This window comes from Aeromonas sp. FDAARGOS 1402, assembly GCF_019046925.1.
Lineage (GTDB): Bacteria > Pseudomonadota > Gammaproteobacteria > Enterobacterales > Aeromonadaceae > Aeromonas > Aeromonas caviae.
In genome coordinates this window covers 1,902,679-1,925,829 of record NZ_CP077201.1, presented here as the reverse complement: position 1 = coordinate 1,925,829, position 23,151 = coordinate 1,902,679, and the positions used below count along the sequence as shown (strand labels likewise).

The following is a 23,151-nucleotide window of genomic DNA, read 5'->3' as shown; positions in this document are numbered from 1 at the left end:
TTACTTCCGCATTTTAGCTCAATACTGCTGGCGAACGTGAGAACCACAGCACAGGAGCACCATCATGAGCCATGCCACCCCCCTCAAACCGAACCGGATCCAGCAAACCCTCCGTCGCTACTTCCTGAGGATCCTGCCCCGCCCTCTGACGCTGGTCGAAGATCCCATGGCGCAGCTCAACCGCCTCATGCAGTGGGACATGCACCAGATAGACGACAGGGAGTATCGCCGCCGTCTCTGAGGTCGCCGTCACAGACGCCATCCGGTCACCGCCATCCCCCGGCATTGCTTTGCCGGAATGGGTGGTTTACATCGGCGCTGGGCCTGATAGATTGGACGTCTATCCATCCATAATGGTGACATCCAACAAGGAGTGTGTGATGAAAGATGCGACCCTGGCCCTGCACCACGGCTTTTCCAGCGATCCCGCCACCAAGGCGGTGGCCGTGCCCATCTACCAGACGGTGGCCTACGAGTTCGAGAGCGCCCAGCACGGGGCGGACTTGTTCAATCTGGCAGTGCCGGGCAACATCTACACCCGCATCATGAACCCCACCAACGATGTGCTGGAGCAGCGGATGGCCGCGCTGGAAGGGGGCATCGCCGGCCTGGTGGTCTCGGCGGGCTCCGCCGCCATCACCTACGCCATCCAGGCGCTGACCGCCGCCGGTGACAACATCGTCTCCACCCCCCAGCTCTATGGCGGCACCTACACCCTGTTCGCCCACATGCTGCCAAGTTTCGGGGTCGAGGTGCGCTTCGCCAAGGATGACAGCGCCGAGGCCATCGCCGCCCTCATCGATGACAAAACCAAGGCGGTCTACTGCGAGAGCATCGGCAACCCGGCCGGCAACATCGTCGACATCGCCGCCTTGGCCAAGGTGGCCCACGCCCGCGGCGTGCCGCTCATCGTCGACAACACGGTCGCCACTCCGGTCTTGTGCAAACCCATCGAGCACGGCGCCGACATCGTGGTGCACAGCCTGACCAAATATGTCGGCGGCCACGGCAACTCCCTGGGGGGCGTCATCGTCGACTCGGGCAAGTTCCCCTGGGCGGATCACGCCGAGCGCTTCCCCCAGCTGACCCAACCCGAGCCTTCTTATCACGGGGTGGTCTACACCGAGGCCTTCGGCCCGGCGGCCTTCATCGGCCGGGTGCGCACCGTGCCGCTGCGCAACACCGGGGCGGCGCTGGCGCCGATGAACGCCTTCCTGCTGCTGCAAGGGCTGGAAACCCTGAGCCTGCGCATGGAGCGCCACGTGGACAACGCTCTGCGGGTGGCCCACCACCTCAAGCACCACCCCAAGGTGGCCTGGGTCAGCTACGCCGGTCTGCCGGGTCACCCCCACTACCCGCTGGCGGAGAAGTACATGGCCGGTCGCCCCTCGGCCATCCTCTCCTTCGGCCTGAAGGACGGCTACGAGGCGGGTGTGCGCTTCTACGATGCCCTCAAGATCTTCAAGCGGCTGGTCAACATCGGCGACGCCAAGTCCCTGGCCTGCCACCCCGCCTCCACCACCCATCGCCAGTTGAGCGAAGAGGAGCAGGCCAAGGCTGGAGTGAAACCTGAGATGATCCGGCTGTCGGTGGGGATCGAAGCCATCGAGGACATACTGGCGGATCTGGATCAGGCGCTGGAGGCCTGAGTCAATAGACGAAGGAGCGGGCACCACGCCCGCTCTTTTTCATCCATAAGTGAACCTGCTGCCGGGGCGCTGCGTATCACCGCCTTCCGTCACTGCGTCGAGGTTTTCATGATAGTCCTGCACCACCTGAACAAATCCCGCTCCCAGCGCATCATCTGGCTGCTTGAAGAGCTGGGCCTGCCCTACCAGATCAAGGCCTACCAGCGCGATGCCGCCACCTTTCTGGCGCCGCCCGAGCTCAAAGCCGTCCACCCCCTCGGCAAGTCGCCGGTCATCGAGTTTGACGGGCGGGTGCTGACGGAATCCGGTGCCATCACCGAGTACCTGATTGCCCGCCACGCTCCGGAACGGCTGGCACCGGCCACCGACAGCCCGGAGTATCCCGAATACCTGCAGTGGCTCCACTTCGCCGAGAGCTCCGGCATTCTGCCGCTGCTGCTCGATATGTTCGTGCGCAAGGATGGCAGCCCGATGCGCTTCCTGCCGGACTACGCCAAAGCCGAGTGTACCAAGGTGCTGGGCTACCTCGATGAGGTGCTGGCAAGCCGCCGCTATTTGGTGGGGGATCGCCTCACCGGCGCCGACATCCTGAACTCCTTCCTGGTGGATCTGCTGGCCCAGAGCGGCCAGCTGGCCCAGTTCCCGCACCTTGAGGCCTACTGGCAGCGACTCAACACTCACCCGGCCCGCCAGAAGGCGGCAGCCCTGGAGCGCGAGCTGGACCGCAGCGCCGAATAAACAGCGGTGCCCCGGTGACACCCTGCAAAACGCCCCGATGATCGGGGCGTTCTCTTTTCCGGCCGTCAGCCAGATGATCAGAGTGCGTGAGAGAGGATCCTGGCCGCACTTATTGTCCAGATCGCCCCTTGGCCAAGGGCCTCAGGCCTAGAGGGCGTGAGAGAGGATCCGCGCTACCTTGTCGGGGTCGATGTCCTGCTGCTCCCCGAGGGCGGTCAGGCCGAACAGCTTGAGGTTGGAACAGATCCCCGGGATGCAGCGCGCATCCAGGCCATAGTCGGCGAGGCGGGTACCCACCCCCATCTGCTGGAAGAACTGCTCGGTGCGGATGATGGCCTCCTCGATACGCAGCGCCTTGTCCTCGCGGCTGGAGTGCCACACCCGCTCGGCAAACTGGGCCAGCTTCTCCTGCTTCTGGGCCGATTGCTCGCGCAGCAGGGAGGGCAGCACCACCGCCAGACTCTGGGCATGATCCAGCCCATGCAGGGCGGTGAGCTGGTGACCGATGGCGTGGGTGGACCAGTCCTGGGGCACGCCGCGACCGATGAGGCCGTTGAGCGCCAGGCTGGCCGCCCACATCAGGTTGGCGCGCACCTGGTAGTTGGTGGGCTCCGCCAGCGCGCGCGGACCGTTGTCCACCAGCACCTGCAACAGCCCTTCCGCCAGCCGGTCCTGCACCTCGCCCCCCACCGGGAAGGTGAGGTACTGCTCGAGGATGTGGACGAAGGCATCCACCACGCCATTGCCCACCTGGCGCGGCGGAAGGCTGTAGGTGGTGGCGGGATCCAGCACCGCAAACACCGGTTGCACCAGCGGATTGTAGAAGGAGAGCTTGGCCTCCCCCCGGCTCACCACGGCGGCGGGGTTGCTCTCCGAACCGGTGGCCGGCAGGGTCAGCACACAGCCGAGCGGCAGCGCCCCCTTGATGGAGGCCTTGTCCCGCAGGATCTCCCAGGGGTCATCCCCCTCGAAGCAGGCCGCCGCCGCCACGAACTTGGTGCCATCCACCACGGAACCGCCACCCACCGCCAGCAGAAAGTCGATACGCTCGCGCTTGACCAGGGCCACCGCCTCCATCAGCTGATCGTACTGGGGGTTGGCGCCGATACCGGGAAACTCCAGCCACTCCCGGCCCGCCAGCGCCTGGGTCAACTGCTCATAGACCCCGTTCTGCTTGATGCTGCCACCCCCGTAGAGCACCAGCAGACGGCTGCCGGCCGGGATCAGCTCGGGCAGCCTGGCGATCTGGCCTTCACCAAAACAGATGCGGGTGGGATTGGCATATTGGAAGTTGTACACGGCAGAGCCCTCGGTTGATTGCATGCCGGGGAATTGTGCGCCTGCCGTGCCATCAGGTCAAAAACGGGAGCCTGTCGTCAAAAATACGATGCCAGCCTGCCGATGCCGGGCGCTCCTGCCCGGCTTTGCTATGGTGATAGCGGGCAGACGAGTTCGTCGCCCCCTCAAACCCCTCCCGGGGTCCCTTTCCCACTCACAGGGTCTCTATCATGAAACTGAAGCACGCCTGGATTGCGGGTGCCCTCACCCTCTGTGCCCCTCCCCTGCTCTATGCCGCAGAGGTCACCACCCATGTGGCCGTGGCCCCCGGACAAGCCAGTCTGGCCGAAGAACTGACGGCCAGGGCAACTGTCACCACCATCGACCTGACCACCCGCAAGGTCAGCCTGAAAAATGCCGAAGGGCAGACCCTGGATCTGATCGCCGGGGAGGAGGTGACCAACCTTCCCCAGCTCAAGGTGGGAGATGTCGTGGCCTTGAGATATCTGCAACTGCTGGACCTGACCCTGCTTAAGGGCACCGCCGGGGTGAGAAAACGGGTGGTGGAAGTAGAAGGGGGCAAGGCGGCCGCCGGGGAGAAACCCGCAGCCGGCGTCGGCATGCAGGTAACCATCTATGCCGATGTCATCGACGTGGACAAGGCGCACCAGACCATCCGGGTCAAGGGGGTTGACCATACCCTGACCCTCAAGGTGCAGGATCCGGCCCAGTTCGCCCTCATCGCCAAGGGGGATCAGATCAAGGCCGTGCAGACCACCGCCATCGCCATCGGGATCGCCCCCCAGAGTCCCTAAGCCCTGACCACGGCAGGCCGTGCCTCCCACGGCCTGCCGGCCCCGTGGCAAGGGGGCAACCCCTTGCCTTTAACGCCCAAGGATTGCCGTTTGAATCACATCATGCCTGGGAGGCGGATTTGCCGGTGAGGCGATCCATGGCCTCCTTGAGCATGGCATCGCGCTGCGCGGCCAGGTCCTTGCTCTGCGTTTCGCTCTCCTCGGCAGAGAGCGTCTTGTCATCCGCTATCCCCTTGAGCTGACGCTCGAGATCGTCAAATTTTTTGCGATCAAAGCCCAGGGCCTTGTCCACCATCTGCTGCACCCGCGCATCCTTGACGCCACCGGTCAGGACTGTGTTCTTGCCGTTCCTGGCCAGATGCTCGTAGGTCAGCGCCTGCTGCGCCTTGCCGGTCAGCACCTGACTGGAGAGGCTGACCTGCTGAGACCAGCCGCTCTGCTTGTCGTCGCTGTCGCTGAGGGTCGCCAGGGCACGGTTCTGGGACGCGCTCTGGGCAAGTTGATGACCATAGGGTTTGATATCCATGAAGGCTCCACGCTCACTGCCGGCCTCGCCGGCTCCGGGGATGGGTTCCCCGCCATGGGCCGGAGACAGCAAAATGCAGGCCAACTTGAGTACCCCCCTCTTTCGACGGTTCAGCACGGGGTCGCAACACGCCTCCTCCTGCACTCCATGACGAGTGCGACCAGACCCATCAAAAAAAGGCGCCCGAAGGCGCCTCTTGTGGACAGAAGTCGGCTCGTCATGACATCAGCGACGGCTGATGTGGAGCGGACCGAAGGTCTGGGCCACCGGCATGATCTCGATGCTGTTGATGTTGACGTGGGCAGGCTGCTCGCTGATCCAGAGTACGGTATTGGCGATGTCTTCCGGCAGGATGGCCTGCACCCCCTGATAGACGGTGGCCGCCTTGGCGTCGTCGCCGTGGAAGCGCACGTTGGAGAACTCGGTGCCGCCACACAGGCCGGGCTCCACGTTGGTGACACGCACCGCCGTGCCCGCCAGATCCGCACGCAGGTTGAGGCTGAACTGCTTCACGAACGCCTTGGTCGCGCCGTAGACGTTGCCGCCCGGATAGGGGTAGGTCCCTGCGATGGAGCCGATGTTGATGACGTGGCCACGGTTGCGCGCCACCATGCCCGGCAGCAGCAACCGGGTGATCAGGGTCAAGCCGCTGATGTTGGTTGCGATCATCTGCTCCCAGTCTTCCAGATCCGCCTTGTGGGCAGGCTCCAGCCCCAGAGCCAGGCCGGCGTTGTTCACCAGCAGGTCCACCTGTTGCCATTCGGTCGGCAGCCCCTCGATGGCGGCGCGGGTGGCAGCCTTGTCCTGGACGTCGAACACCAGAGGCAGGAACTGCTCGCCCAGCTCCTCGGACAGGGCGGCCAGCCGTTCGGCGCGGCGCCCGGTGCCGATCACCCGGTGGCCAGCGCTCACCAGCAGGCGGCTGATGGCCTCACCAAAGCCGGACGAGGCGCCCGTTACCATTGCAATCATGTGAACCTCCATTGTTATTTGTCTTCTTGAAAAATCAGCACGTTATATGTCGCGTTTGCCCAGCTTTCGCCATGCGAACACCGCCAGATGCAGCAGGAAAAGACCCGAGCCCCCCAGCGCAAACAGCAGGCCGGTCAGGGCGTTGACCGAGGTATCGGCGCCGCACCACCACCAGACCAGCCAGCCGACGGCCCCGATGAGAAAGGTCTGGGCGGCGCAGACCGGGCAGCGCCCGAGCTTGGCCCTGATGGCCGTGGCCAGGCAATCCTCGCAACTCATGATGGCGCCTGCCGCTCATCCTCCAGCGCCAGCACCAGGCGGTGGGCATGCTGGCCGGGCCCGTAATAATCGGGCAGCCGTACCCCGGGGCGAAACCCCAGCCCCTGATAGAGGGTCCTGGCTTCTGGGTTGGCGTCGGCGACCTCGAGGCGAATCGCCCCCCAGCCGGCCTCGCGCCCTTCACGGATCACCTGCTCCAGCAGGCGGCGTGCCCACCCCTGACGGCGGACGGTCCAGCGGATGGCGAGGGTCTGGATGATGAGACGATCCCAGCCTTTGTGCTCCAGCACGCTCAAATAGCCCATCACCTGCGCCTTCTCGTCTTGCAGCAGCAGGGTGCGCCCCTTGGCCTGATTGAGCAGATAGTGCCAGCGGCTGCGGCCGAAGGCGACCTCGGGGGGAAAACAGTAGCGTTCCAGCTTCACGATGGCGCCCAAATCATCGGCTCGGGCGGCGCGCACGGTCAACACGGGGAGTCCTTGTTCGGTTATTTATCCTCAGCACCAGAAATGCGACTTGTATCACAAGTTACCAAGGCAGAATATTAGGCACTGTAACCTCTTGTTTCCCCTCGCGCCATTGTCGTGCTTGTCGGTGCATCGAAGCCCACTGGGGATCCTGCCGTTTCTGGCAGTCCTTTCTGTGGAGCCTGAAAATATGAGTACCTATGTCATCGTCGAGGAGCCGGGCGACTGGCCCTGCCATGCCGACTATCTGCTGACCGCCCGCACCTACCTGCAACACGGTCTGCCCACCACAGGGGGGCGTCCGCGCATCATCAACCTCTGCCGCAGCCTGGAACACCTGGGGGCCGGTTATTACTGCTCCCTGCTGGCCCAGGCCCGCGGCCACCACTGCCTGCCGGGATTGCAGGCCATCAGCCGGCTGCAACCCCAGCAGCCTCCCGCCAAGCTGTGGCGCAAATTGCAGGGCTGGCTGGCCCAGCAGAGCGAAGACAGGATCCGGGTGCGCGCCATCTTCGGCCAGTGCGAACAGAGCGAGCTGGCGGGGCTCGCCCGCTATTACTACGGCCTGAGCCAGTTGCCGCTGCAGGAGCTGACCCTCAAGCGCGGTCGCCACGGCTGGTCGGTGCGCCAGCAGGAGAGCCTGTCACCGCTGGCGCTGAGCCCGAGCGAGAAGGCGCTGATGGTGCAGCACGCCCAGGCGCTGGTGGGCACGGGGGACGAGGAGCAGACGGCGCCACGCTACCAGCTCGCCATCCTGGTCGACCCCAACGACGGCCGCGCCAGCAGCGATGCCCTGGCGCTGGAGCGTTTCATCAAGGCGGCCGCTGCCCAGGGGATCCAGGCCGAGATCCTGCCTCCCTCGGCCATCGAGCGGTTGCCGGAGTTCGACACCCTCTGGCTGCGCGCCGAGACCGCGGTCGGCCACTACACCTTCGAATTTGCCCGCCGTGCCGAGCAGCTCAAGATGCCGGTCATCGACAGCTCCCGTGCCATCCTCGCCTGCAGCAACAAGCTCTATCTCTACGAGCTGATGGTGCGCAGCGGCGTGCCCATGCCCCCCACCACCGTCGTGACCCGCCGCGGCCGCCAGCATGTGGACGAACTGGTGCAGCGCTTGGGTCTGCCGCTGATGGTGAAGATCCCCGACGGCGCCCAGGGGCGCGACCTCGCCATGGCCAGCGATGACATCCAGCTCGCCCGCCTGCTGGACGAGGGGCTGGCCCGCTCCGCCCTGCTGCTGGTCCAGAGCCGGATCCCTGCCGAGTTCGACTGGCGCATCGGCTTTCTCGACGGCTCGCCGCTGTTCGCCTGCCGCCGCTACCGACCCGAACCCGGCAACCGCATCCGTCGCCGCAAACACCCCCTCGACATGAGCCGCATCGAAGCGCTGCCCCTCAGCGACGTGCCGGAGCGGGTGCTGCAAACCGCCCGCCGCGCCGTGCACCAGCTCGGCAACGGCCTGTTCGGGGTGGATCTGCGCCAGCAGGGTCAGGGCTGCGTGTTGCTGGAAATCATCGACAACCCCTGGATACGTGGCGATATTGAAGACAGGGAGGCAAAGGACCTCTACGAGCGCCTCGCCCGGGCCTTCCGCCAGCGGCTGGAGAACCGGGGGCAGAGCGCGACAGGATAACAAGCATCGCGAGCAGAGGTGGATATGATGACAATGCAGTGGTGGGACATCGCGCCCCTTGGCTGGGAGAACATCCTGGTCTGTCTGATGTGTGGCACCCTGGTGGGGCTGGAGCGGCAGCTTCGCGGCAAGCCGGTGGGGATCCGCACCTCTTCCCTCATCGTGCTCGGCACCTACTGTTTTCTCGCCATCGGCGCCGCCGTCAGTCCTCAGGGCGCCGATCAGGCGCGGGTGCTGGGTCAGCTCATCACCGGGGTCGGCTTTCTCGGGGCCGGGGTCATGATGACCCGGGATGGCCAGGTGCTGGGGGTGACCTCCGCCGCCGCCATCTGGATGCTGGCCGCCCTCGGCGCCCTCATCGGCATGGACATGCTGCATCAGGCGCTGCTGCTCACCGTCGTCACCCTCTCCATCCTGGTGGGGGTGGACTACCTGGAAGCCAGCTTCAAGAGCCTGCGCCGCGGGGTGCACAACCGGCTGGAACACTGGCGCCACGGGGCCGAGCCCTCGGTCTCTTCCCGCCGGGACGATCTGGGCAGCGGCATCGAGAAGTAAGCCGCCACCATGAAAAAGGGCTCCATCATGGAGCCCTTTTTGTTGCCCGCCTCCCTCAGCGCACCAGCAGGAAGCGGCCGGTGAGGGGCGGCAAGTCCACCGTCACGCTGCTGCCACCGATGGCCAGATTCTCGCCGCTCTGCAGATCCACCAGGGCGCTGCCGCTGCGCAGCTTGCCGACCGGCACGGCGTAGCTCTGGGGCGTGGTGGAGACGTTGAGCAGGTAGACTACTTGCTCGCCCGCCGTCTGCTTGATGTCGCCATAGACGCTCCCCTCGGCCACCAGCTTGACCCGCTCCCCCTGATAGAGGGCGGGGTGGGCGGCGCGCAAGGCCAGCAGGTCGCTCAGCCACTGCTTGAGCTCGGCCTGCTCGCTGCTCGGCACGAAGCCGGTGACACCGGGGACCTTGCCATCGCTGCGGGCCACGTGATCATCGCAGAGCCCCTGGGCCGCACAGTCGCCCCCCACCTGAGTGGCAAAGCCAGGCACCTCGTCGCCAAACTCCTCGCCATAGTAGAAGGTAATGGGACCGGAGCGGGCGGCCATGAAGCTGAAGGCCGCCTTGTGGCGCTGCCAGTAGTCCGCCCCATTGAAGTTGCCCCGCTCCAGCAGATCGCCGAAGCGCACCAGATCGTGGTTGCCCAGCATCAGGTTGGGCATGGCATGGTCCGGGTAGTTCTCCACCTTGTTCCAGCTGGCGTCGAGCACGCTGGCCCCCTGCCCGCCTTTGCCGGACTCTTCCACCGCCAGCGCCTGTACCAGGCCGTAGCGCAGGGGGAAGTCGAACGCCGAAGAGAGCGCCGGGTTGTCGCTCGGGCCATAGGCCTGGGCGCGGATCTCGTCAGCGCCCTTCCACACTTCCCCCACCATGTAGCCGAGGGTGCCCCACTGCTGGCCGGCGGCCTTGCGCGCCGCGCTGGCCTGGGCCACCTCGCTGCGAATGGCGCGCCAGTCATCCAGCCCCAACTGATAAGCCTGATCGAGGCGCCAGCCGTCGATGCCGTACTGCTCGACCCAGTAACGGGCCACCTCCTTGAAGTAGGCCAGACTCTCGGGCTGGCCGTAATCCACCAGTTGACCCGGGTAGCCTGCGCCGCCGCTCTTGAGTGCTGGCAGCCGCCCCTCTGGTGAAGGCTTGCTCACCCCCACCTTGTTGACGTGGCCGAACACCCCGTCGAGGAAGACATAGAGCCCGCGCTGGTGCGCCCCGTCCACCAGTTGCTTGAGCTGGGCGTTGCTGCCGAAGTTGGGATCCACGTTGAAGAAGTCGCAGGCGAAGTAGCCGGTGGCATCCAGCCGGTCGTCCCCGGCCTGGCCGGCGCAGGAGTCAAACACCGGCGTGAGCCAGATGGCGTTGACGTTGAGGCTCTTGATGTGGTCGAGGCTGTCGATGATCCCCTGCAGATCGCCGTTGTGCCGGGAGGGGCCGTAGCCGACGCCGTAGTTGGCGCTGCCGTCGCCGTCAACGAAGGACTCCACCATCACCTGGTAGGTGCGCAGGTTGCAGGCTGGCTGATCATTGCCGTAGCAGGCGCGGCTGGCCGACGCGGGGGGCGGATTGACCACCGGGGGCTGGGGGTCACTGCTGCCACCGCCTCCCCCGCTGCCGCAAGCCGTCAGTAACAGGGCGGCCCCGATGAGGCCGCCACGACGCAACGTTCCTTGTTTCATTGTTATGTTCCCGCTGTGGTGGATGGGCGCCCAAAGCGCCGCACTGGGGTCATGATATCGACCTGACCGACGCGGGTCTGTGACTGAAAACGTTACCTGACTCAACGAGTTAGCATGTCAGAATCGATGCATGTTGCGATCGGGGAAGGCGGCGCGCTCGTCGATGGGCAGGATCAGGTGGTAGACCTCGTGGGCCGCCAGGGTGAAGCCCGTGGGCCACGCCAGTTGATGGCGATCATCGATGAAGACACGGGCGAAGCGACGCTCGGTCTCCATGGCCGCAAACAGCGGCTGGCCGCGCCAGGGGGTGAGATCCAGCACGCCTGTGGTGCCGTCGGAGAGCACCACGAACAAAGACCAGCCCTGCATATATTCCACATCGATGAAGACCGGCATCCCTTCGGCTCCGATTGAGAAATCCGGCGCCATTATAGGCACGACCATTGTCTCGATGTGCCAGCAGGATCACAGTTTCCCCAGCGTTTTATGCTCTCTTCGAACCCTGCATCCCGTCACAAAAAAATCATAAAACGTGCCAGCTTCTCCATTTATACCTCCCCCCCATGCAACCTTTGCCAGGCGCCACTGTCATACTCCTGCACCATAACAACAATGCGTCCGGGGACTGGGCGCAAACAGGTTTGCAGGAACAATATGACCACCATCAGACAATGGCTGGGACCGGTTTGGCCCATCGCCGTCTTTTCATTGATCGCGCTCATCTCCCTGACCGTCAGCCGCCTTGGCCTGGGGCTCTGGCAACTGGAACGGGTGGATGCCGTCTCTGGCTGGCAGGAGATGCTGCTGCAAGGCATTCGCGTCGACGTCGCCACCCTCTGCTGGGTCTGGGGCGTACCCGCCGTCTTGACCCAGTTGCTGGCCGGACCCCACGCGCCGGGGCGGCTCTGGATGCAGCTTATCCGGATCTGGCTCACCCTGGGGCTCTGGCTGATGCTCTTTCTCGAGATCTCCACTCCCGCCTTCGTCACCGAATACGGGGTGCGCCCCAACCGTCTCTATGTGGAGTACCTCATCTATCCGAAGGAGGTGCTCTCCATGCTGTGGGCTGGCCGCAAGGGCGAGCTGCTGCTGGCCGTGATCTTCAGCGGCGCCGTGCTGGGCGGTGGCTGGTGGCTGAGCGGCCGCCTGGTGCGTGACCTAAGCTTCCCCCGCTGGTACTGGCGCCCCGCCTTCGCCCTGCTGATCCTCGCCGTCGGCTTCCTCGGCGCCCGCTCCAGTCTCGGCCATCGCGCCCTGAATCCGGCCATGGTGGCCTTTGCCGACGATCCCCTGGTCAACGCCCTCACCGTCAACTCCGCCTACTCCCTCTTCTTTGCCATCAAGCAGATGGGGGCCGAGGAGGATGCCAGCCAGTTTTACGGCAAGATGGCTGACCATCAGGTACTCGACATAGTCCGCCAGGAGAGCGGTCGCCCTCTCGGCGATTTTACCTCTGCCGATCTGCCGAGCCAGACCTTCAACACGGCCAGCTACCAGGGCAAGCCCAAAAACCTGGTGATCCTGCTGCAAGAGAGTCTGGGGGCCCAGTTCGTCGGCTCCCTCGGCGGCCTGCCGCTCACCCCGAACATCGATGCCTTGTCGAAAGAGGGTTGGGCGTTCGAGCAGCTCTACGCCACCGGTACCCGTTCGGTACGCGGCATCGAGGCGGTGCTCACCGGCTTCACGCCGACCCCGGCCCAGGCCGTGGTCAAGCTCGGCAAGAGCCAGACCAACTTCTTCACCATCGCCGACCTGCTCAAGCAGCGAGGCTATGACACCAGCTTCATCTATGGTGGCGAGAGCCACTTCGACAACATGCGCAGCTTCTTCCTCGGCAATGGCTTCACCACCATCGTCGAGCAGAAGGACTTCAAGAACCCGGTGTTCGAGGGATCCTGGGGCGCCTCGGATGAAGATCTGATGGCCAAGGCCAACGAGACCTTCGCGGCGCTGCACAAGGAGGGCAAACCCTTCTTCAGCCTGGTGTTCAGCTCCAGCAACCACGATCCCTTCGAATTCCCCGACAACCGCATCGCCCTGTACGAGCAGCCCAAGCAGACCCGCAACAACGCCGCCAAGTACGCGGACTACGCCGTCGGCGAGTTCTTCAAGAAGGCCAGGGCATCGGACTACTGGAAGGACACCCTGTTCCTGGTCATCGCCGATCACGACAGCCGGGTCGGGGGAGCCAGCCTGGTGCCCATCCCCCGCTTCCACATCCCGGGGGTCATCCTGGGGGACGGCATAGCACCGAGAAAGGACCCCCGCATCGTCAGCCAGATCGACATGGCCCCGACCCTGCTCTCCCTCATGGGCATCAGTGCCGACTACCCCATGCTGGGCAAGGATCTCACCCGCATGCCCGCCGACTGGCCGGGACGCGCCATTATGCAGTACGACAAGAACTTCGCCCTGATGCGCGGCAAGGACGTGGTGATCCTGCAGCCCGAGCGGGCGCCGGAAGGCTTCATCTACGAGGATGCGACCGAAACGCTCACCCCGGCGCAGCAGCCAGGCGCCATGAAAGATGCCGCCCTGGGGCTGGTCCTGTGGGGCAGCCTGGCCTATCAGCAGGGGCTCTACCGGACGGCGCAGGACAGCCGGCTGGCTCTCAACTGAGGAACCGCCCACAAAAAAACCGCCCTCGGGCGGTTTTTTCTTGCGGCTAGCCCCGTCAGGGGTGGGGGAAGCAGGGAAGCGAGCGGCTGAACCTGTGCTCGAACACCAGGGAGGTCTCGAGGTGCACCACCTCTTCCCGGGAGGTGAAGTGATCGAAGACGAAATTGCGCAGGTGTTCGGTATCGGAGACGCACAGGTGCACCAGGAAATCATCCTTGCCGCCCATGTGGAACAGGCTGATCACCTCGGGCAGGGCCAGGATGGCGTCGCGAAACGCATCGATGATCTGGCGGCTGTGACGGGCCAGTTGCAGGGAGACCATGGCCTGGATGTGACCGCCCAGGGCCTGGTAATCCACCTCGCAGTGCGCCCCCTTGAGCACGCCATCCTGCTGCAGCTTGCGCACCCGCTCCAGACAGGTGGACGGCGCCACCCCGACCAGGGCCGCCAAATCCTTGTTGGTCATGCCCGCATCGCGAAACAGATGGGCCAGGATGTCCAAGTCCAGTTGATCCAGGTTTCTCATCTTTACTCCTTGCATCGCTCGATTTTTTTAGACTCTGCCCGTAAACCGGGCCGAACACAACGCAGATTGACATCGCCTCCGGCCCCTCTATGCTGTGCCGCACCCGCGGGATGCCGATCCCGTTGACCCCGACCACCACGAGGAACCCCATGCTCAGTGCCCATCCCTTCTGGAGCCTGGACGTTCCACGGCTCGACGGCCAGCTCCTGCTCACCCCCTGCCCCGGCAGCCAGCAGGTCCCCATGGCCGACGCCCTTGCCCAGTTGCAGTTGGCCGGTGCCGGCGGGGTGCTGACCCTGATGACGGTGGAGGAGCTGGCCCTGTGCGGGCCCCTCTCTCTCGGGCAGCTGGTGCAGGCCAGAGGCATGAGCTGGTTCCATCAGCCCATTGCGGATGACGAGGCACCGGATGCCGCCTTCGAACAGGCCTGGCCCGGGGTGCAACCCCGACTGCTCGCCCTGCTACGCGAGGGACGGCACCTTGCCATTCACTGCCACGGAGGAAGCGGGCGTACCGGGCTGGCGGCCGCCCTGCTGCTGATGACCCAGGGGCTGCCCCAGCAGGAGGCCATGACCCTCATCCGGGCCAGACGGCCACGGGCCTTCACCCTGGCCTGCCACCGTCACTGGCTCGATACCCGTGGACGGCTGCTGGCCGGGGCGGACTGATGGGCTCTATCCCTTGGGCTGCTGGTAGGTAAACACCTTGCCGATGTCTTCCACCTTGTAGCTGGTCAACTGGTAGACGTAATAGTTGAGCCAGTTGGAAAACAGCAGGTGACCGTGGCTGCGCCAGGTGGCGCGCGGGGTCTGGCTTGGGTCGTTGTTCGGGTAATAGTTGACCGGAATGACGGGGGTGAGCCCGGCCGCCAGATCCCGCCGGTATTCCCCATCCAGGGTCAGGGCGTCATATTCCGGGTGGCCGGTGACGAACACCTGGCGACAATCCTTGGTGGCGGCCAGATAGACGCCCGCCTCTTCCGACTCGGCGAAGATCTGCAGATCGGTGTGGGCGCGGATGAGATCCCCGTCGAAGGCCGCATAGCGGGAGTGGGGCGCCACGAATTCATCATCGAAGCCGCGCAGCAGCGCCTCGTGCTCGTCGAGGCGGTGGTGGCGATAGACCCCGGAGAGCTTCTCGCCGTGGGTCTGCTTTTCCATGCCGTACAAGGCTTTCAGCGCCGCCTGCACCGCCCAGCAGAGGAAGAGGGTGGAGGTGACATGCTGATGGGACCACTCGATGATCTCGACGATGCGGGGCCAATAGACCACCTCCTCGAACTCCACCAGCCCGAGCGGCGCCCCCGTGATGATCATGCCGTCGTAGTTGTTGCCTCTCACCTGCTCGAAGTCGTGATAGAAGTTCTCCAGGTGCGCCTGGGGCGTGTTTTTCGACTCCCGATCGTCGATGCGCAACAGATCCACGTCCACCTGCAAGGGCGAGTTGGAGAGCATCCGCATCAGCTGGATCTCGGTTTCTATCTTCTTGGGCATCAGATTGAGGATGAGCACCCGCAGCGGGCGGATGTTCTGGGTGACGGCCCGGGATTCCGTCATCACGAAGATGTTCTCCTGCCCCAGCACTTCGGCGGCGGGCAACTGGTCCGGGATCTTGATCGGCATGCTGACTCCCTGTACTGCATCGGTAAATATGTCTGGACATCTAGAAGCCTATAATAAAGCGCTCCCGCTGTCATCAGATACCTTTTGTATTCACCCCGCCCTTTGACTAGCATACGGCTCAGTGTGTCCCTCGTGCCCAACCCCATGACAGGAATCAAGATCTCCGTAGAACGGCTGCAAGTCGGCAATTATGTCTCCCTGCCTTTGGGATGGCGTGAGCACCCGTTTCTGTTCTCCAGCTTCAAGCTCAAGAGCGAGGAGGAGATCGAGCTCATTCGTCGCCTTGGCCTCAAGCTGGTGACCATCATTCCCGACAAGAGCGACACGCCGCCCAAGCCCCTCGGCCAGACCCAGCCCCAGGCAGATGAGGTTGAGGGGGAGGGTCTCGTCGCCCGCCAGGAGGAGATGCAGCAGGAGAAACTGCGGCGCATCGAGCAGTTGCAGCGCTATCGCCGCGACCTGCAGCAGTGCGAGAAACAGTTCCGCCAATCCCTGGCCCAGGTGCGCAACCTGATGGGCAAGATCCAGTCCCGCCCCCTCAACGCCATCAGCGAGGCCCAGGAGCTGATCAACGCCATGACGGAGCAGCTCCTCTCGGTGGACGAGATGGTGCTGCACCTGGTCTCCGACAGCGATGATGGCAACAGCCTGCAGTTTCACTCCCTCAACGTCAGCGTGCTCAGCATGCTGCTCGCCCGGGAGTGCAAGTTGCCGGCCGAGGCGATCCGCCAGGTCGGCATGGGGGCCCTGTTCCACGACATCGGCAAGCTGAGGATCCCGAGCCAGATCCTGCGCAAAACGGAGCCGCTGACCAAGCCGGAGCAGAACCTGATGGCCCAGCATCCCCGCTACGGCCTGGAACTGCTGGGGCTCGTCAGTGATTTTCCGGAAGCAGCCAAGCAGATAGTGCAGAACCACCACGAGTACCTGGACGGCACCGGCCCCCAGGGGCTCAAGGGCGATCAGCTCGATCCCCTCACCCAGATCGTCTCCCTCATCAACGAGTACGACAACCTCTGCCACCTGGAGGCCAAGGTGCCCTACGCGGCCCTCGGCAGCCTCTACAAGCAGCGCAAGTCCCAGTTCAACGCCGATCACCTCGGCATGCTGATCCGGCTGATGGGGGTCTATCCCCCGGGCAGCGTGGTGCAGCTCTCCAACGGCCAGGTGGGGCTGGTGATGTCGGTCAACGCCTCCCGCCTGCTCTACCCCGCCGTGCTGGTATACGACCCCCGCATTCCGCGCCAGGAGGCGGCCATCATCGACCTCGACGCGGCCGGGCTGACCATCGCCAAAGTGATCCAGCCCAAACGCCTGCCCCCGGCGGTGTTCGAATACCTCAACCCCCGCACCCGGATCAGCTACTACTTCGAACACGGCAAGCCCTGAGAGGGCTGGCCCCACCCAAGGAGTCCCCATGCGCATCGAGATCATCAGCACAGGCGACGAGATAGTGACCGGCCTGGTGGTGGACACCAATGCCGCCTGGCTCAGCGCCCTCTTGCTGGAGCAGGGCTGGCAGGTGCGCCGCCGCGCCACCGTGGGGGACAACCTCGCGGATCTGACAGCCGTGCTGCAGGAGAGCGCCAACCGCGCCGAGGTGGTACTGGTGTGCGGGGGGCTCGGCCCCACGGCGGACGACCTCACCGCCCAGGCCGCGGCCGAAGCGTTTGACCAGCCCCTGACCCTGTTCCCGGACTGGCTCGCCACCATGGCCGAACGCTATGCCAGCCGGGGCCGCACCATGGCCCGGAGCAACACCAAGCAGGCCTGGCTGCCCCGGGACTGCGAGATCCTCGACAACCCGGTGGGCACCGCCTGCGGCTTTGTGGTCTGCCACCCGGCCAGCCACGGCCAGAGCCGGCTCTTCTTCACCCCGGGCGTGCCGTTCGAGTTCAAGCAGATGGTGCGCGAACAGATCATGCCCCGCCTCAGGGCGCTGGCCGGGGAAGAGACCGACACCGAGCTGCGCCGTTTCTACACCTTCGGCGTCTCGGAGTCCGCCCTCAGCGACATGCTGGATGCGGCCCCCTGGCCTGCCGGCATCGAGCTGGGCTACCGCTCCTCCATGCCCCTCATCGAGCTCAAGCTCATCGGTCACGGTGCCAGCACCGCCGACATGGACGCCGCCGAGGCGAGGCTGCTTGCGGCCATCGCCCCCTGGCTGGTGGGGCGTGGCAACGAGACGCCTGCCAGCCAGATCCTGGCCCTGCTGGGGGAGCGGTCGCTGCACCTGCAGGAAGGGGAGAGCCGGGGCGCCCTGCTGGCCATGTGTCACGGGCACCCGGCCCTGACCGCCGGTTTCAGCCACACCCTGAGCGACGATCTGACTCAACTGGCGGTGCCCGCCGCCCCCCTGAGCCTCACCATAGGCCGTGCCGGGCCGGACGGCGTGCCGCTGCTGCTCTGCGCCGACGGGCAACTGCACGGCCAGACGCTCAAGGTCAGCCACCCGGATCCCGCGAGCGGTCGCCGGATCCTCGCCTTCGCCGCCCTCGACATGCTGCGCCGCCACCTGCTGGGGCTGCCGGTGCTCGCCGATTACCTCACCCTGACCCGAACGGCCAGATGCCAGAAGGGCGCCCGGGGCTAGAAGTGAGCCAAGCCTGCGCCGCCATGGACCCAGTACCCGGCGAGCGCCAGGGTCAGCAGGCAGAAGGCCCTCTCGTAGCCCCCGCCGCTCTTGAGGGGCAGGCCGGGCAGGCGAAAGCGCCGACGCCAGGGCCAGAGCAGGGGAATGCCCATGGGGGTGAGCCAGTCCCCCAGCAGATGGCTGAGATAGCCCACGATGAGGGCATCCTTCACCGCCCCCGACAGCAACCAGGGGGCTTCCACCTGGGCCAGCCCCCAGACCCCCATCCCCACCGCCAGCAGGCTGTGGGTGAAACCGCGATGGCCGAACAGCCGGGAGAGCGGTCCCGAGATCCAGGGCAGTTGCCGCCCGAGCAGGGAGCGGGGGTGATCGAGATCCGGCAGCAGGGCGCTCGCCAGGGCCATGGGGACGATGTGCCACAGGCTGGCATCGGCCAGGGCCGGAGTCAGTTCGACCTTGTGGGCAAGCAGGACGCAAGTGACGGAAAACAGCAGGTGGCCTTGGGCGGTCATGGGGCTCGTTCGATTGGACAGAAAAAGGGGCTGATCGGTGGCGACCAGGGTCCTCGCCCTGGGGCGGCGGCAGATTAAAATCCTTCTCTTCCTTCCTGGCAAGGTGATTTGCATCGCCAACTTCAACGTGGTTGACACTCTGGATAGAGAAAGCATAAAAAGTCAGCATATTGCGCTAAAAAACTGCAATGGAGCCCATGGCATGGCCGGCTCCGCCCCTCTCCCGTCAGCCGATATTTCCTCAACCCGGCTCACCCATTTGCATTCAGATCGTTGACCCGGAAGGAAAAATACCCGAATACTGCGCGTTGGATCCGCCCCGGCGGCATTGGATGCCGGCAAGGAGAGGCCCCGGCATGGGGCAAACCGGACAGGGACAACGAAGGAGGGCCCGGTGTTAAGCAAAGCGTGGTTTCAGCTCTCGGCCGACATGAGCTATGTCTGCCTGCGCATCACCCCGGGCCTCACCGAGCCCATCCAGGAAAGCGACGTCCTGGCCCTGCTGCGACTCTCCAACTGTCGGCGCTACGAACCCCTCGGCGAGGGGATCCGCGAAGCCGTCACCCTGCTCAACGCCCTCATCGCAGAGCCGGATGCCCCCGCGCATCCACCAGTCCCCATTGCCCGGCGCCAGGATGCCAGGCTGCTCATCCAGGTGGACAAGGACCAGATGAGCGCCAGGGCGCAGATCACCGCAGACTGGGGCGGCCAGCCCCTGACCCTGGCCCGGTTGCAGGAGGCCCTGGCGGCCAGCACGGTCAAGCAGGGGGTGAGTGAGCGACTGCTTGCCGCCGCCATCCAGGCGGCGGGTGAGGCGGCCCCCGGTGCCCAGCTCAATCCCGTCATCGCCCTCGGCAAGGCCGCCAGGCACGGCCTGGATACCCGCCTGGAGCGGCTGGTGGAGACCGCAGCCGAGCGGATCCTCAAACCCCAGGAGCGGGATCACGGCAAGGTGGACATGCGCGACCTCGGCACCCTGCTCACCGTCAAGGCGGGGGCGTTGCTGATGCGCAGGCACCCCGCCACCCAGGGCATCGACGGCTTCACCGTGACGGGCCAGACCCTGACCGCCCGCCACGGCAAGGAGAGCGCCATGACGCCGGGTGACGGCACCTGCCTCTCCCCCGAGGATCCGGACCTGCTGCTGGCGACACGCCCGGGGCTCCCCTGTCAGGAGCGTGCCGGGATGCGGGTCGACGAGGTGCTCAACGTCAAGCAGGTCGACATCCGCCACGGCCACGTCGAGTTCGAGGGATCGCTGCTGGTCACCGGGGACGTCATGCCCGGCATGCGCGTCAAGACCAGCGGGGACGTGGTGATCGGCGGCTTCGTCGAGGGCGGCTACATCGAATCCGGCGGCACCATCACAGTGCGCAACGGCATCATAGGGCGCAAGCTGGCGGACGACGAATACCTCTGCCACCTCAACGCCGGGGGGGAGATCCACGCCAGCTATGCCCAGTACGCCAGGCTGGAGGCCGATGGCGACATCCATATCCTGAGCCAGCTCAGCCACTGCTATTGCCGCAGCGGCCAGGATCTCAAGGTGGGGGACAGCGCCATGCGCAAGGGGCACCTCATCGGCGGCATCAACATCGCCAACCGGCTCATCATGGCCCCGGTGCTCGGAGCCTCGGCGGCCAACCGGACCCGGTTGCAGATCCTCGGTGGCTATTTCAGCCAGAAGGAGCAGGAGCTGGCGCTGCGCCAGCGCAAACAGACCTGCGCCGAGCAGATAGACAAGCTGCAGGATCTCATCCTGCGTCTGCTGCAACTGCCTCGTGACAAGCGCAATCCCGAGACCCTGCAGAAGATCAAGGCGCTGCGCACCCGCCAGTTCGACGAGAGCAAGAGCCTGGACGAGCAGCTCGCCGAGGCGCAGCGGGAGCTGCAGGCGCTCATGGCCAACATGGACATCATCGCCACCCAGCGCCTCTTCCCCGGCGTCGAGGTGGAGATGGCCCACCACCACAACAGGGTCGACATCGAGCACGGCCCCATCCACTTCGCCATCCGGGAAGATCAGCTGCAACTGACCCCCTACCAGGGCCAGCGCTGAGGGGCAACGTGCCCCCGCGTCGGCAGGCGGCGTGATCCCGGCGGCGATTTTCGCTACACTCGGCCTCCCCATGGCCCCATCGGGCGGGCCGGCCAGACTCAGGTAGTGAGAAGATGTACAAGCTGATCGCATTGGATATGGATGGCACCCTGCTGACCCCAGAGGGCCGAATCTCCCCCCGCACCCAGGCCGCCATCGCGGCAGCCCGCGCCAGGGGCGTGACCGTGGTGCTGGCCTCCGGCCGCCCGCTGGAAGGCATGACCGCCGCCCTGACCGAGCTGGGCCTCACCGGCCAGGATGACTACGTCATCTGCTACAACGGCGCCCTGGTGCAGCAGGTATCCGAGCAACGCATCATCCGCAGCCAGTTGCTGACCGGCAGCGATGCCCGTGCCATCGCCCACCTGGCCTGTGAGCTGGGGGTGAACATCCACGGCTTCTCCGTCCGCCAGGGGCTCATCAGCCCCAGGATCAGCCCCTACACCGAGCACGAATCCCGCCTCATCGGTCAACCCATCAACCTGGTGGACTTCGCCACCCTGCCCGACGACGAGCAGATCATGAAGGTGATGATGATTGACCCAGAGCCCCTGCTCTCCCGTGCCATCGCCCAGCTGCCCGCCGAACTCCACGAGCGCTATACCGTGGTGCGCAGCGCCCCCTACTTCCTCGAGTTCATGAACAAGCGCAGCAACAAGGGCACCGGCGTCGCCGCCCTGGCCGAGCACCTGGGGCTGGATGCCTCCCAGGTGATCGCGGTGGGAGATGCGGGCAACGATCACCACATGATCGCCTACGCCGGACTCGGGGTCGCCATGGGCAACGCCACCGACGAGATCAAGACGCTGGCACAGCACACCACGGGGCGCAACGATGAAGACGGGGTCGCCCAGGTGATCGAACGTTTCATCCTGAACGCCTGAGTCGACAAGGGGCCCTGTGGGCCCCTTCTGCTATCCGGCCGCCCGGCCAGATGTTTAATATATCCACCATCAAATCGCTCACCGCACCAGCCCCCCCCCCTCAAGCCCCATTAAATGGGACTCAGAGCCGTATCCAGACATCAACGGTTAACATAATTGCATCATTTTGTTTGACATATTGAACGGCCTTGGCAGACTGGAGGCAGGATCCAGGCTGTCGTTGCCAAGGCTGACCGACGATTCTGGCACGCTGGCGCGACCCTGATCCCACGACCATGCCTTGAGGTATGCCCTTGCGAGCCGAGGCGGCAAGGGCCTTCCCAAGGCGCAGGATGAGACCGCCAAGGATAGCCAAGGTGACCTATGCCCAACCCCAGTGCCCATAACAAACCCGTCGTGCTGATGACCATGGGGGCCCAGGCCCGCAGTGGCCACGCCTACCAGGTCATGACCCACAAATACATCAAGCCTCTGGTGGAGATCAGCGGCTGCGTGCCGCTGCTGGTGCCCACCTGTTGTGGCACCGAGGATCTGGAGCAGTATCTGGACCTCGCCGACGGGGTCTATCTGAGCGGTGCCGGATCCAACATCGATCCTGCCCTCTATGGCCAGGAGAACCTCACCCCGGAGAAGCCCCAGGACAGAGACAGGGATCTGTTCGATATTCCCCTGGTGCGCGCCGCCCTCGACCGTGGCCTGCCGATCCTCGGGATCTGCCGCGGCATGCAGGAGATCAACGTGGCCCTGGGAGGCGACATTCACCAGAAGGTCTATTGCGAGCCGGGCTATGACGATCATCGGGAGGATGCGGATGACCCGGTGGACGAGCAGTATGGCGAGAGCCATCAGGTCGAGCTGGTGCCCGGTACCTGGCTGGCCGAGCTGATGGGGCAGCCGTCGATTCCGGTCAACTCCCTCCACGGGCAGGGGATCAAGACGCTGGCCCAGGGGCTGGCCCCCCTGGCCCATGCCGAAGACGGGCTGATCGAGGCGATCCACGCACCCACCCTCTCCCCCTTCCTGCTGGCGGTGCAGTGGCACCCGGAGTGGAAGGCCAGCGAGAACCCCCACTCCATCAAGCTCTTCACCGCCTTTGGCGACGCCTGTCGCCGGTTCAGGCAGCAGGTCGGCTAGTCGCCGACCCCTTGCCCTTGAGCCTGGGCAGGGCCTCGGACATCGGGGGCTACCCAGAGGCATCCGACGTGACGGGCCTGTGAACCCCCCACGCCATCAAGCTGCCCACTGCCTTCGGCGACGCCTCCTGCCCGCTCAGGCAGCAGACGGGCTAGTCGCCAAATCCCTTGCCCTTGAGCTTGGGCAGAGCCCCGCGATCAGGACGCAGGGTTCGGCAGACATCCAGCCCCTTGAGGCCCCGCTGGATATGGTCCGGGGCCTGCCCGAGCACCATGCCGTTGCCGCGATAGAGACGGGCATCCTCCAGCTCGAACAGCTCGCCGCCGATGAGCAGTTGCTCCCGGCCATTCACCACCTTGCCCCGTTTCAGTGGCAGGGTCATGTCCACCTGGATCTCGCCGGTGGCACACCCCTCGCGCCAGCGCGCCTCGTCGGAAAACGGGGAGATGGCGATCTCCCGCCAGGATCCGTCCCTGAACTCCATCCGGTAACGGTCTTGCACCAGATCGCATCCCGCCAGCATCACGGGGATCGCCAGCCAGATGACACCCTTCATTCCCTTCACGCCCTTGCTCCCTT

At 65.1% G+C, this 23,151-nt stretch carries 24 protein-coding genes; 13 read left to right on the top strand and 11 right to left on the bottom strand.

Annotated features, from left to right (window positions below; translation table 11 throughout):
- Positions 1 to 64 precede the first annotated feature (64 nt).
- From I6L32_RS09200 to I6L32_RS09190, 3 genes are all read left to right on the top strand, one after another.
- Positions 65 to 241 carry a hypothetical protein gene (locus I6L32_RS09200; RefSeq protein ID WP_080944165.1) on the top strand — a complete coding sequence of 59 codons (177 nt, stop codon included), beginning with the start codon at positions 65 to 67 and terminating at the stop codon, positions 239 to 241.
- A 139-nt stretch (positions 242 to 380) separates the two neighbouring features.
- Positions 381 to 1,649, top strand: a complete 1,269-nt coding sequence (locus I6L32_RS09195) for an O-acetylhomoserine aminocarboxypropyltransferase/cysteine synthase family protein (protein ID WP_045523063.1) — start codon at positions 381 to 383, stop codon at positions 1,647 to 1,649.
- 108 nt (positions 1,650 to 1,757) lie between these two features.
- Positions 1,758 to 2,387 carry a glutathione S-transferase family protein gene (locus I6L32_RS09190; protein WP_164882032.1) on the top strand — a complete coding sequence of 210 codons (630 nt, stop codon included), beginning with the start codon at positions 1,758 to 1,760 and terminating at the stop codon, positions 2,385 to 2,387.
- A 147-nt stretch (positions 2,388 to 2,534) separates the two neighbouring features.
- Here I6L32_RS09190 and I6L32_RS09185 read toward each other — a convergent pair whose 3' ends face one another.
- Positions 2,535 to 3,710: an iron-containing alcohol dehydrogenase gene (locus I6L32_RS09185; RefSeq protein ID WP_161646596.1), complete on the bottom strand. Its 1,176-nt coding sequence runs from the start codon at positions 3,708 to 3,710 to the stop codon at positions 2,535 to 2,537.
- Positions 3,711 to 3,895: 185 nt separating this feature from the next.
- On the opposite strand from I6L32_RS09185, the gene I6L32_RS09180 reads away from it, so the two are divergent.
- Positions 3,896 to 4,480: a hypothetical protein gene (locus tag I6L32_RS09180; protein ID WP_216944982.1), complete on the top strand. Its 585-nt coding sequence runs from the start codon at positions 3,896 to 3,898 to the stop codon at positions 4,478 to 4,480.
- 100 nt (positions 4,481 to 4,580) lie between these two features.
- Here I6L32_RS09180 and I6L32_RS09175 read toward each other — a convergent pair whose 3' ends face one another.
- The 4 genes from I6L32_RS09175 to I6L32_RS09160 form a co-directional block, all read right to left on the bottom strand.
- The gene (locus I6L32_RS09175) at positions 4,581 to 5,006 is read right to left on the bottom strand and encodes a hypothetical protein (protein ID WP_216944981.1); all 426 of its coding nucleotides are present in this window, start codon (positions 5,004 to 5,006) and stop codon (positions 4,581 to 4,583) included.
- A 225-nt stretch (positions 5,007 to 5,231) separates the two neighbouring features.
- A complete protein-coding gene (locus I6L32_RS09170) occupies positions 5,232 to 5,978 on the bottom strand; it encodes an SDR family oxidoreductase (protein WP_103243819.1) in 747 nt (248 codons plus the stop codon).
- A 42-nt stretch (positions 5,979 to 6,020) separates the two neighbouring features.
- The gene (locus I6L32_RS09165; protein ID WP_039039791.1) at positions 6,021 to 6,257 is read right to left on the bottom strand and encodes a DUF3624 domain-containing protein; all 237 of its coding nucleotides are present in this window, start codon (positions 6,255 to 6,257) and stop codon (positions 6,021 to 6,023) included.
- The gene (locus tag I6L32_RS09160) at positions 6,254 to 6,727 is read right to left on the bottom strand and encodes a GNAT family N-acetyltransferase (RefSeq protein ID WP_042864525.1); all 474 of its coding nucleotides are present in this window, start codon (positions 6,725 to 6,727) and stop codon (positions 6,254 to 6,256) included. Before I6L32_RS09160 ends, I6L32_RS09165 begins: the two co-directional genes overlap by 4 nt.
- Before the next feature lie 187 nt (positions 6,728 to 6,914).
- On the opposite strand from I6L32_RS09160, the gene I6L32_RS09155 reads away from it, so the two are divergent.
- Both I6L32_RS09155 and I6L32_RS09150 read left to right on the top strand, forming a co-directional pair.
- Positions 6,915 to 8,357: a RimK family alpha-L-glutamate ligase gene (locus I6L32_RS09155; protein ID WP_010672720.1), complete on the top strand. Its 1,443-nt coding sequence runs from the start codon at positions 6,915 to 6,917 to the stop codon at positions 8,355 to 8,357.
- Positions 8,358 to 8,381: 24 nt separating this feature from the next.
- The gene (locus I6L32_RS09150; RefSeq protein ID WP_216944980.1) at positions 8,382 to 8,912 is read left to right on the top strand and encodes an MgtC/SapB family protein; all 531 of its coding nucleotides are present in this window, start codon (positions 8,382 to 8,384) and stop codon (positions 8,910 to 8,912) included.
- Positions 8,913 to 8,967: 55 nt separating this feature from the next.
- Here I6L32_RS09150 and I6L32_RS09145 read toward each other — a convergent pair whose 3' ends face one another.
- Both I6L32_RS09145 and I6L32_RS09140 read right to left on the bottom strand, forming a co-directional pair.
- Positions 8,968 to 10,584 carry an alpha-amylase family protein gene (locus tag I6L32_RS09145; RefSeq protein ID WP_216944979.1) on the bottom strand — a complete coding sequence of 539 codons (1,617 nt, stop codon included), beginning with the start codon at positions 10,582 to 10,584 and terminating at the stop codon, positions 8,968 to 8,970.
- Positions 10,585 to 10,701: 117 nt separating this feature from the next.
- Positions 10,702 to 10,980 carry a DUF2442 domain-containing protein gene (locus tag I6L32_RS09140; protein ID WP_041214353.1) on the bottom strand — a complete coding sequence of 93 codons (279 nt, stop codon included), beginning with the start codon at positions 10,978 to 10,980 and terminating at the stop codon, positions 10,702 to 10,704.
- Between the two features lie 258 nt (positions 10,981 to 11,238).
- Here I6L32_RS09140 and I6L32_RS09135 point away from each other — a divergent pair, with 258 nt between their 5' ends.
- Entirely contained in the window at positions 11,239 to 13,203 is a 1,965-nt protein-coding gene (locus tag I6L32_RS09135) for an LTA synthase family protein (protein WP_216944978.1), read from the top strand.
- Between the two features lie 55 nt (positions 13,204 to 13,258).
- Here the strand turns inward: I6L32_RS09135 and I6L32_RS09130 are convergent, their stop codons facing one another.
- The gene (locus I6L32_RS09130) at positions 13,259 to 13,729 is read right to left on the bottom strand and encodes an Lrp/AsnC family transcriptional regulator (RefSeq protein ID WP_010672715.1); all 471 of its coding nucleotides are present in this window, start codon (positions 13,727 to 13,729) and stop codon (positions 13,259 to 13,261) included.
- 149 nt (positions 13,730 to 13,878) lie between these two features.
- On the opposite strand from I6L32_RS09130, the gene I6L32_RS09125 reads away from it, so the two are divergent.
- On the top strand, positions 13,879 to 14,397 hold the full coding sequence (locus tag I6L32_RS09125) for a tyrosine-protein phosphatase (protein ID WP_216944977.1): 519 nt from the start codon (positions 13,879 to 13,881) through the stop codon (positions 14,395 to 14,397).
- Between the two features lie 6 nt (positions 14,398 to 14,403).
- Here the strand turns inward: I6L32_RS09125 and metA are convergent, their stop codons facing one another.
- Positions 14,404 to 15,351, bottom strand: a complete 948-nt coding sequence (gene metA, locus I6L32_RS09120) for a homoserine O-succinyltransferase (RefSeq protein WP_010672713.1) — start codon at positions 15,349 to 15,351, stop codon at positions 14,404 to 14,406.
- 144 nt (positions 15,352 to 15,495) lie between these two features.
- On the opposite strand from metA, the gene I6L32_RS09115 reads away from it, so the two are divergent.
- Positions 15,496 to 16,740 (top strand): HD-GYP domain-containing protein, encoded by a 1,245-nt coding sequence (locus I6L32_RS09115; protein ID WP_029313584.1) that lies wholly within the window; start codon positions 15,496 to 15,498, stop codon positions 16,738 to 16,740.
- Between the two features lie 28 nt (positions 16,741 to 16,768).
- Entirely contained in the window at positions 16,769 to 17,944 is a 1,176-nt protein-coding gene (locus I6L32_RS09110; RefSeq protein WP_216944976.1) for a CinA family nicotinamide mononucleotide deamidase-related protein, read from the top strand.
- Here the strand turns inward: I6L32_RS09110 and I6L32_RS09105 are convergent.
- Positions 17,941 to 18,456 (bottom strand): metal-dependent hydrolase, encoded by a 516-nt coding sequence (locus I6L32_RS09105; RefSeq protein ID WP_010672710.1) that lies wholly within the window; start codon positions 18,454 to 18,456, stop codon positions 17,941 to 17,943. The two genes, I6L32_RS09110 and I6L32_RS09105, sit on opposite strands and share 4 nt — an antisense overlap.
- 394 nt (positions 18,457 to 18,850) lie before the next feature.
- Here I6L32_RS09105 and I6L32_RS09100 point away from each other — a divergent pair, with 394 nt between their 5' ends.
- The 3 genes from I6L32_RS09100 to I6L32_RS09090 all read left to right on the top strand — a co-directional run bounded on the left by I6L32_RS09100 (position 18,851) and on the right by I6L32_RS09090 (position 22,572).
- Entirely contained in the window at positions 18,851 to 20,515 is a 1,665-nt protein-coding gene (locus I6L32_RS09100; RefSeq protein ID WP_042864529.1) for a DUF342 domain-containing protein, read from the top strand.
- Positions 20,516 to 20,628: 113 nt separating this feature from the next.
- The gene (gene yidA, locus I6L32_RS09095) at positions 20,629 to 21,438 is read left to right on the top strand and encodes a sugar-phosphatase (protein WP_182956485.1); all 810 of its coding nucleotides are present in this window, start codon (positions 20,629 to 20,631) and stop codon (positions 21,436 to 21,438) included.
- A gap of 363 nt (positions 21,439 to 21,801) precedes the next feature.
- Positions 21,802 to 22,572 (top strand): gamma-glutamyl-gamma-aminobutyrate hydrolase family protein, encoded by a 771-nt coding sequence (locus I6L32_RS09090; protein ID WP_216944975.1) that lies wholly within the window; start codon positions 21,802 to 21,804, stop codon positions 22,570 to 22,572.
- Positions 22,573 to 22,723: 151 nt separating this feature from the next.
- Here the strand turns inward: I6L32_RS09090 and I6L32_RS09085 are convergent, their stop codons facing one another.
- The gene (locus I6L32_RS09085) at positions 22,724 to 23,128 is read right to left on the bottom strand and encodes a hypothetical protein (protein ID WP_010672705.1); all 405 of its coding nucleotides are present in this window, start codon (positions 23,126 to 23,128) and stop codon (positions 22,724 to 22,726) included.
- Between the last annotated feature and the right edge of the window lie 23 nt (positions 23,129 to 23,151).

Coding starts and splice junctions, on each gene's coding strand:
- I6L32_RS09200 (WP_080944165.1), top strand. CDS start 65: ATGAGCCATGCCACCCCCCTCAAACCGAACCGGATCCAGCAAACCCTC.
- I6L32_RS09195 (WP_045523063.1), top strand. CDS start 381: ATGAAAGATGCGACCCTGGCCCTGCACCACGGCTTTTCCAGCGATCCC.
- I6L32_RS09190 (WP_164882032.1), top strand. CDS start 1,758: ATGATAGTCCTGCACCACCTGAACAAATCCCGCTCCCAGCGCATCATC.
- I6L32_RS09185 (WP_161646596.1), bottom strand. CDS start 3,710: ATGCAATCAACCGAGGGCTCTGCCGTGTACAACTTCCAATATGCCAAT.
- I6L32_RS09180 (WP_216944982.1), top strand. CDS start 3,896: ATGAAACTGAAGCACGCCTGGATTGCGGGTGCCCTCACCCTCTGTGCC.
- I6L32_RS09175 (WP_216944981.1), bottom strand. CDS start 5,006: ATGGATATCAAACCCTATGGTCATCAACTTGCCCAGAGCGCGTCCCAG.
- I6L32_RS09170 (WP_103243819.1), bottom strand. CDS start 5,978: ATGATTGCAATGGTAACGGGCGCCTCGTCCGGCTTTGGTGAGGCCATC.
- I6L32_RS09165 (WP_039039791.1), bottom strand. CDS start 6,257: ATGAGTTGCGAGGATTGCCTGGCCACGGCCATCAGGGCCAAGCTCGGG.
- I6L32_RS09155 (WP_010672720.1), top strand. CDS start 6,915: ATGAGTACCTATGTCATCGTCGAGGAGCCGGGCGACTGGCCCTGCCAT.
- I6L32_RS09150 (WP_216944980.1), top strand. CDS start 8,382: ATGATGACAATGCAGTGGTGGGACATCGCGCCCCTTGGCTGGGAGAAC.
- I6L32_RS09145 (WP_216944979.1), bottom strand. CDS start 10,584: ATGAAACAAGGAACGTTGCGTCGTGGCGGCCTCATCGGGGCCGCCCTG.
- I6L32_RS09140 (WP_041214353.1), bottom strand. CDS start 10,980: ATGCCGGTCTTCATCGATGTGGAATATATGCAGGGCTGGTCTTTGTTC.
- I6L32_RS09135 (WP_216944978.1), top strand. CDS start 11,239: ATGACCACCATCAGACAATGGCTGGGACCGGTTTGGCCCATCGCCGTC.
- I6L32_RS09130 (WP_010672715.1), bottom strand. CDS start 13,729: ATGAGAAACCTGGATCAACTGGACTTGGACATCCTGGCCCATCTGTTT.
- I6L32_RS09125 (WP_216944977.1), top strand. CDS start 13,879: ATGCTCAGTGCCCATCCCTTCTGGAGCCTGGACGTTCCACGGCTCGAC.
- metA (WP_010672713.1), bottom strand. CDS start 15,351: ATGCCGATCAAGATCCCGGACCAGTTGCCCGCCGCCGAAGTGCTGGGG.
- I6L32_RS09115 (WP_029313584.1), top strand. CDS start 15,496: ATGACAGGAATCAAGATCTCCGTAGAACGGCTGCAAGTCGGCAATTAT.
- I6L32_RS09110 (WP_216944976.1), top strand. CDS start 16,769: ATGCGCATCGAGATCATCAGCACAGGCGACGAGATAGTGACCGGCCTG.
- I6L32_RS09105 (WP_010672710.1), bottom strand. CDS start 18,456: ATGACCGCCCAAGGCCACCTGCTGTTTTCCGTCACTTGCGTCCTGCTT.
- yidA (WP_182956485.1), top strand. CDS start 20,629: ATGTACAAGCTGATCGCATTGGATATGGATGGCACCCTGCTGACCCCA.
- I6L32_RS09090 (WP_216944975.1), top strand. CDS start 21,802: ATGCCCAACCCCAGTGCCCATAACAAACCCGTCGTGCTGATGACCATG.
- I6L32_RS09085 (WP_010672705.1), bottom strand. CDS start 23,128: ATGAAGGGTGTCATCTGGCTGGCGATCCCCGTGATGCTGGCGGGATGC.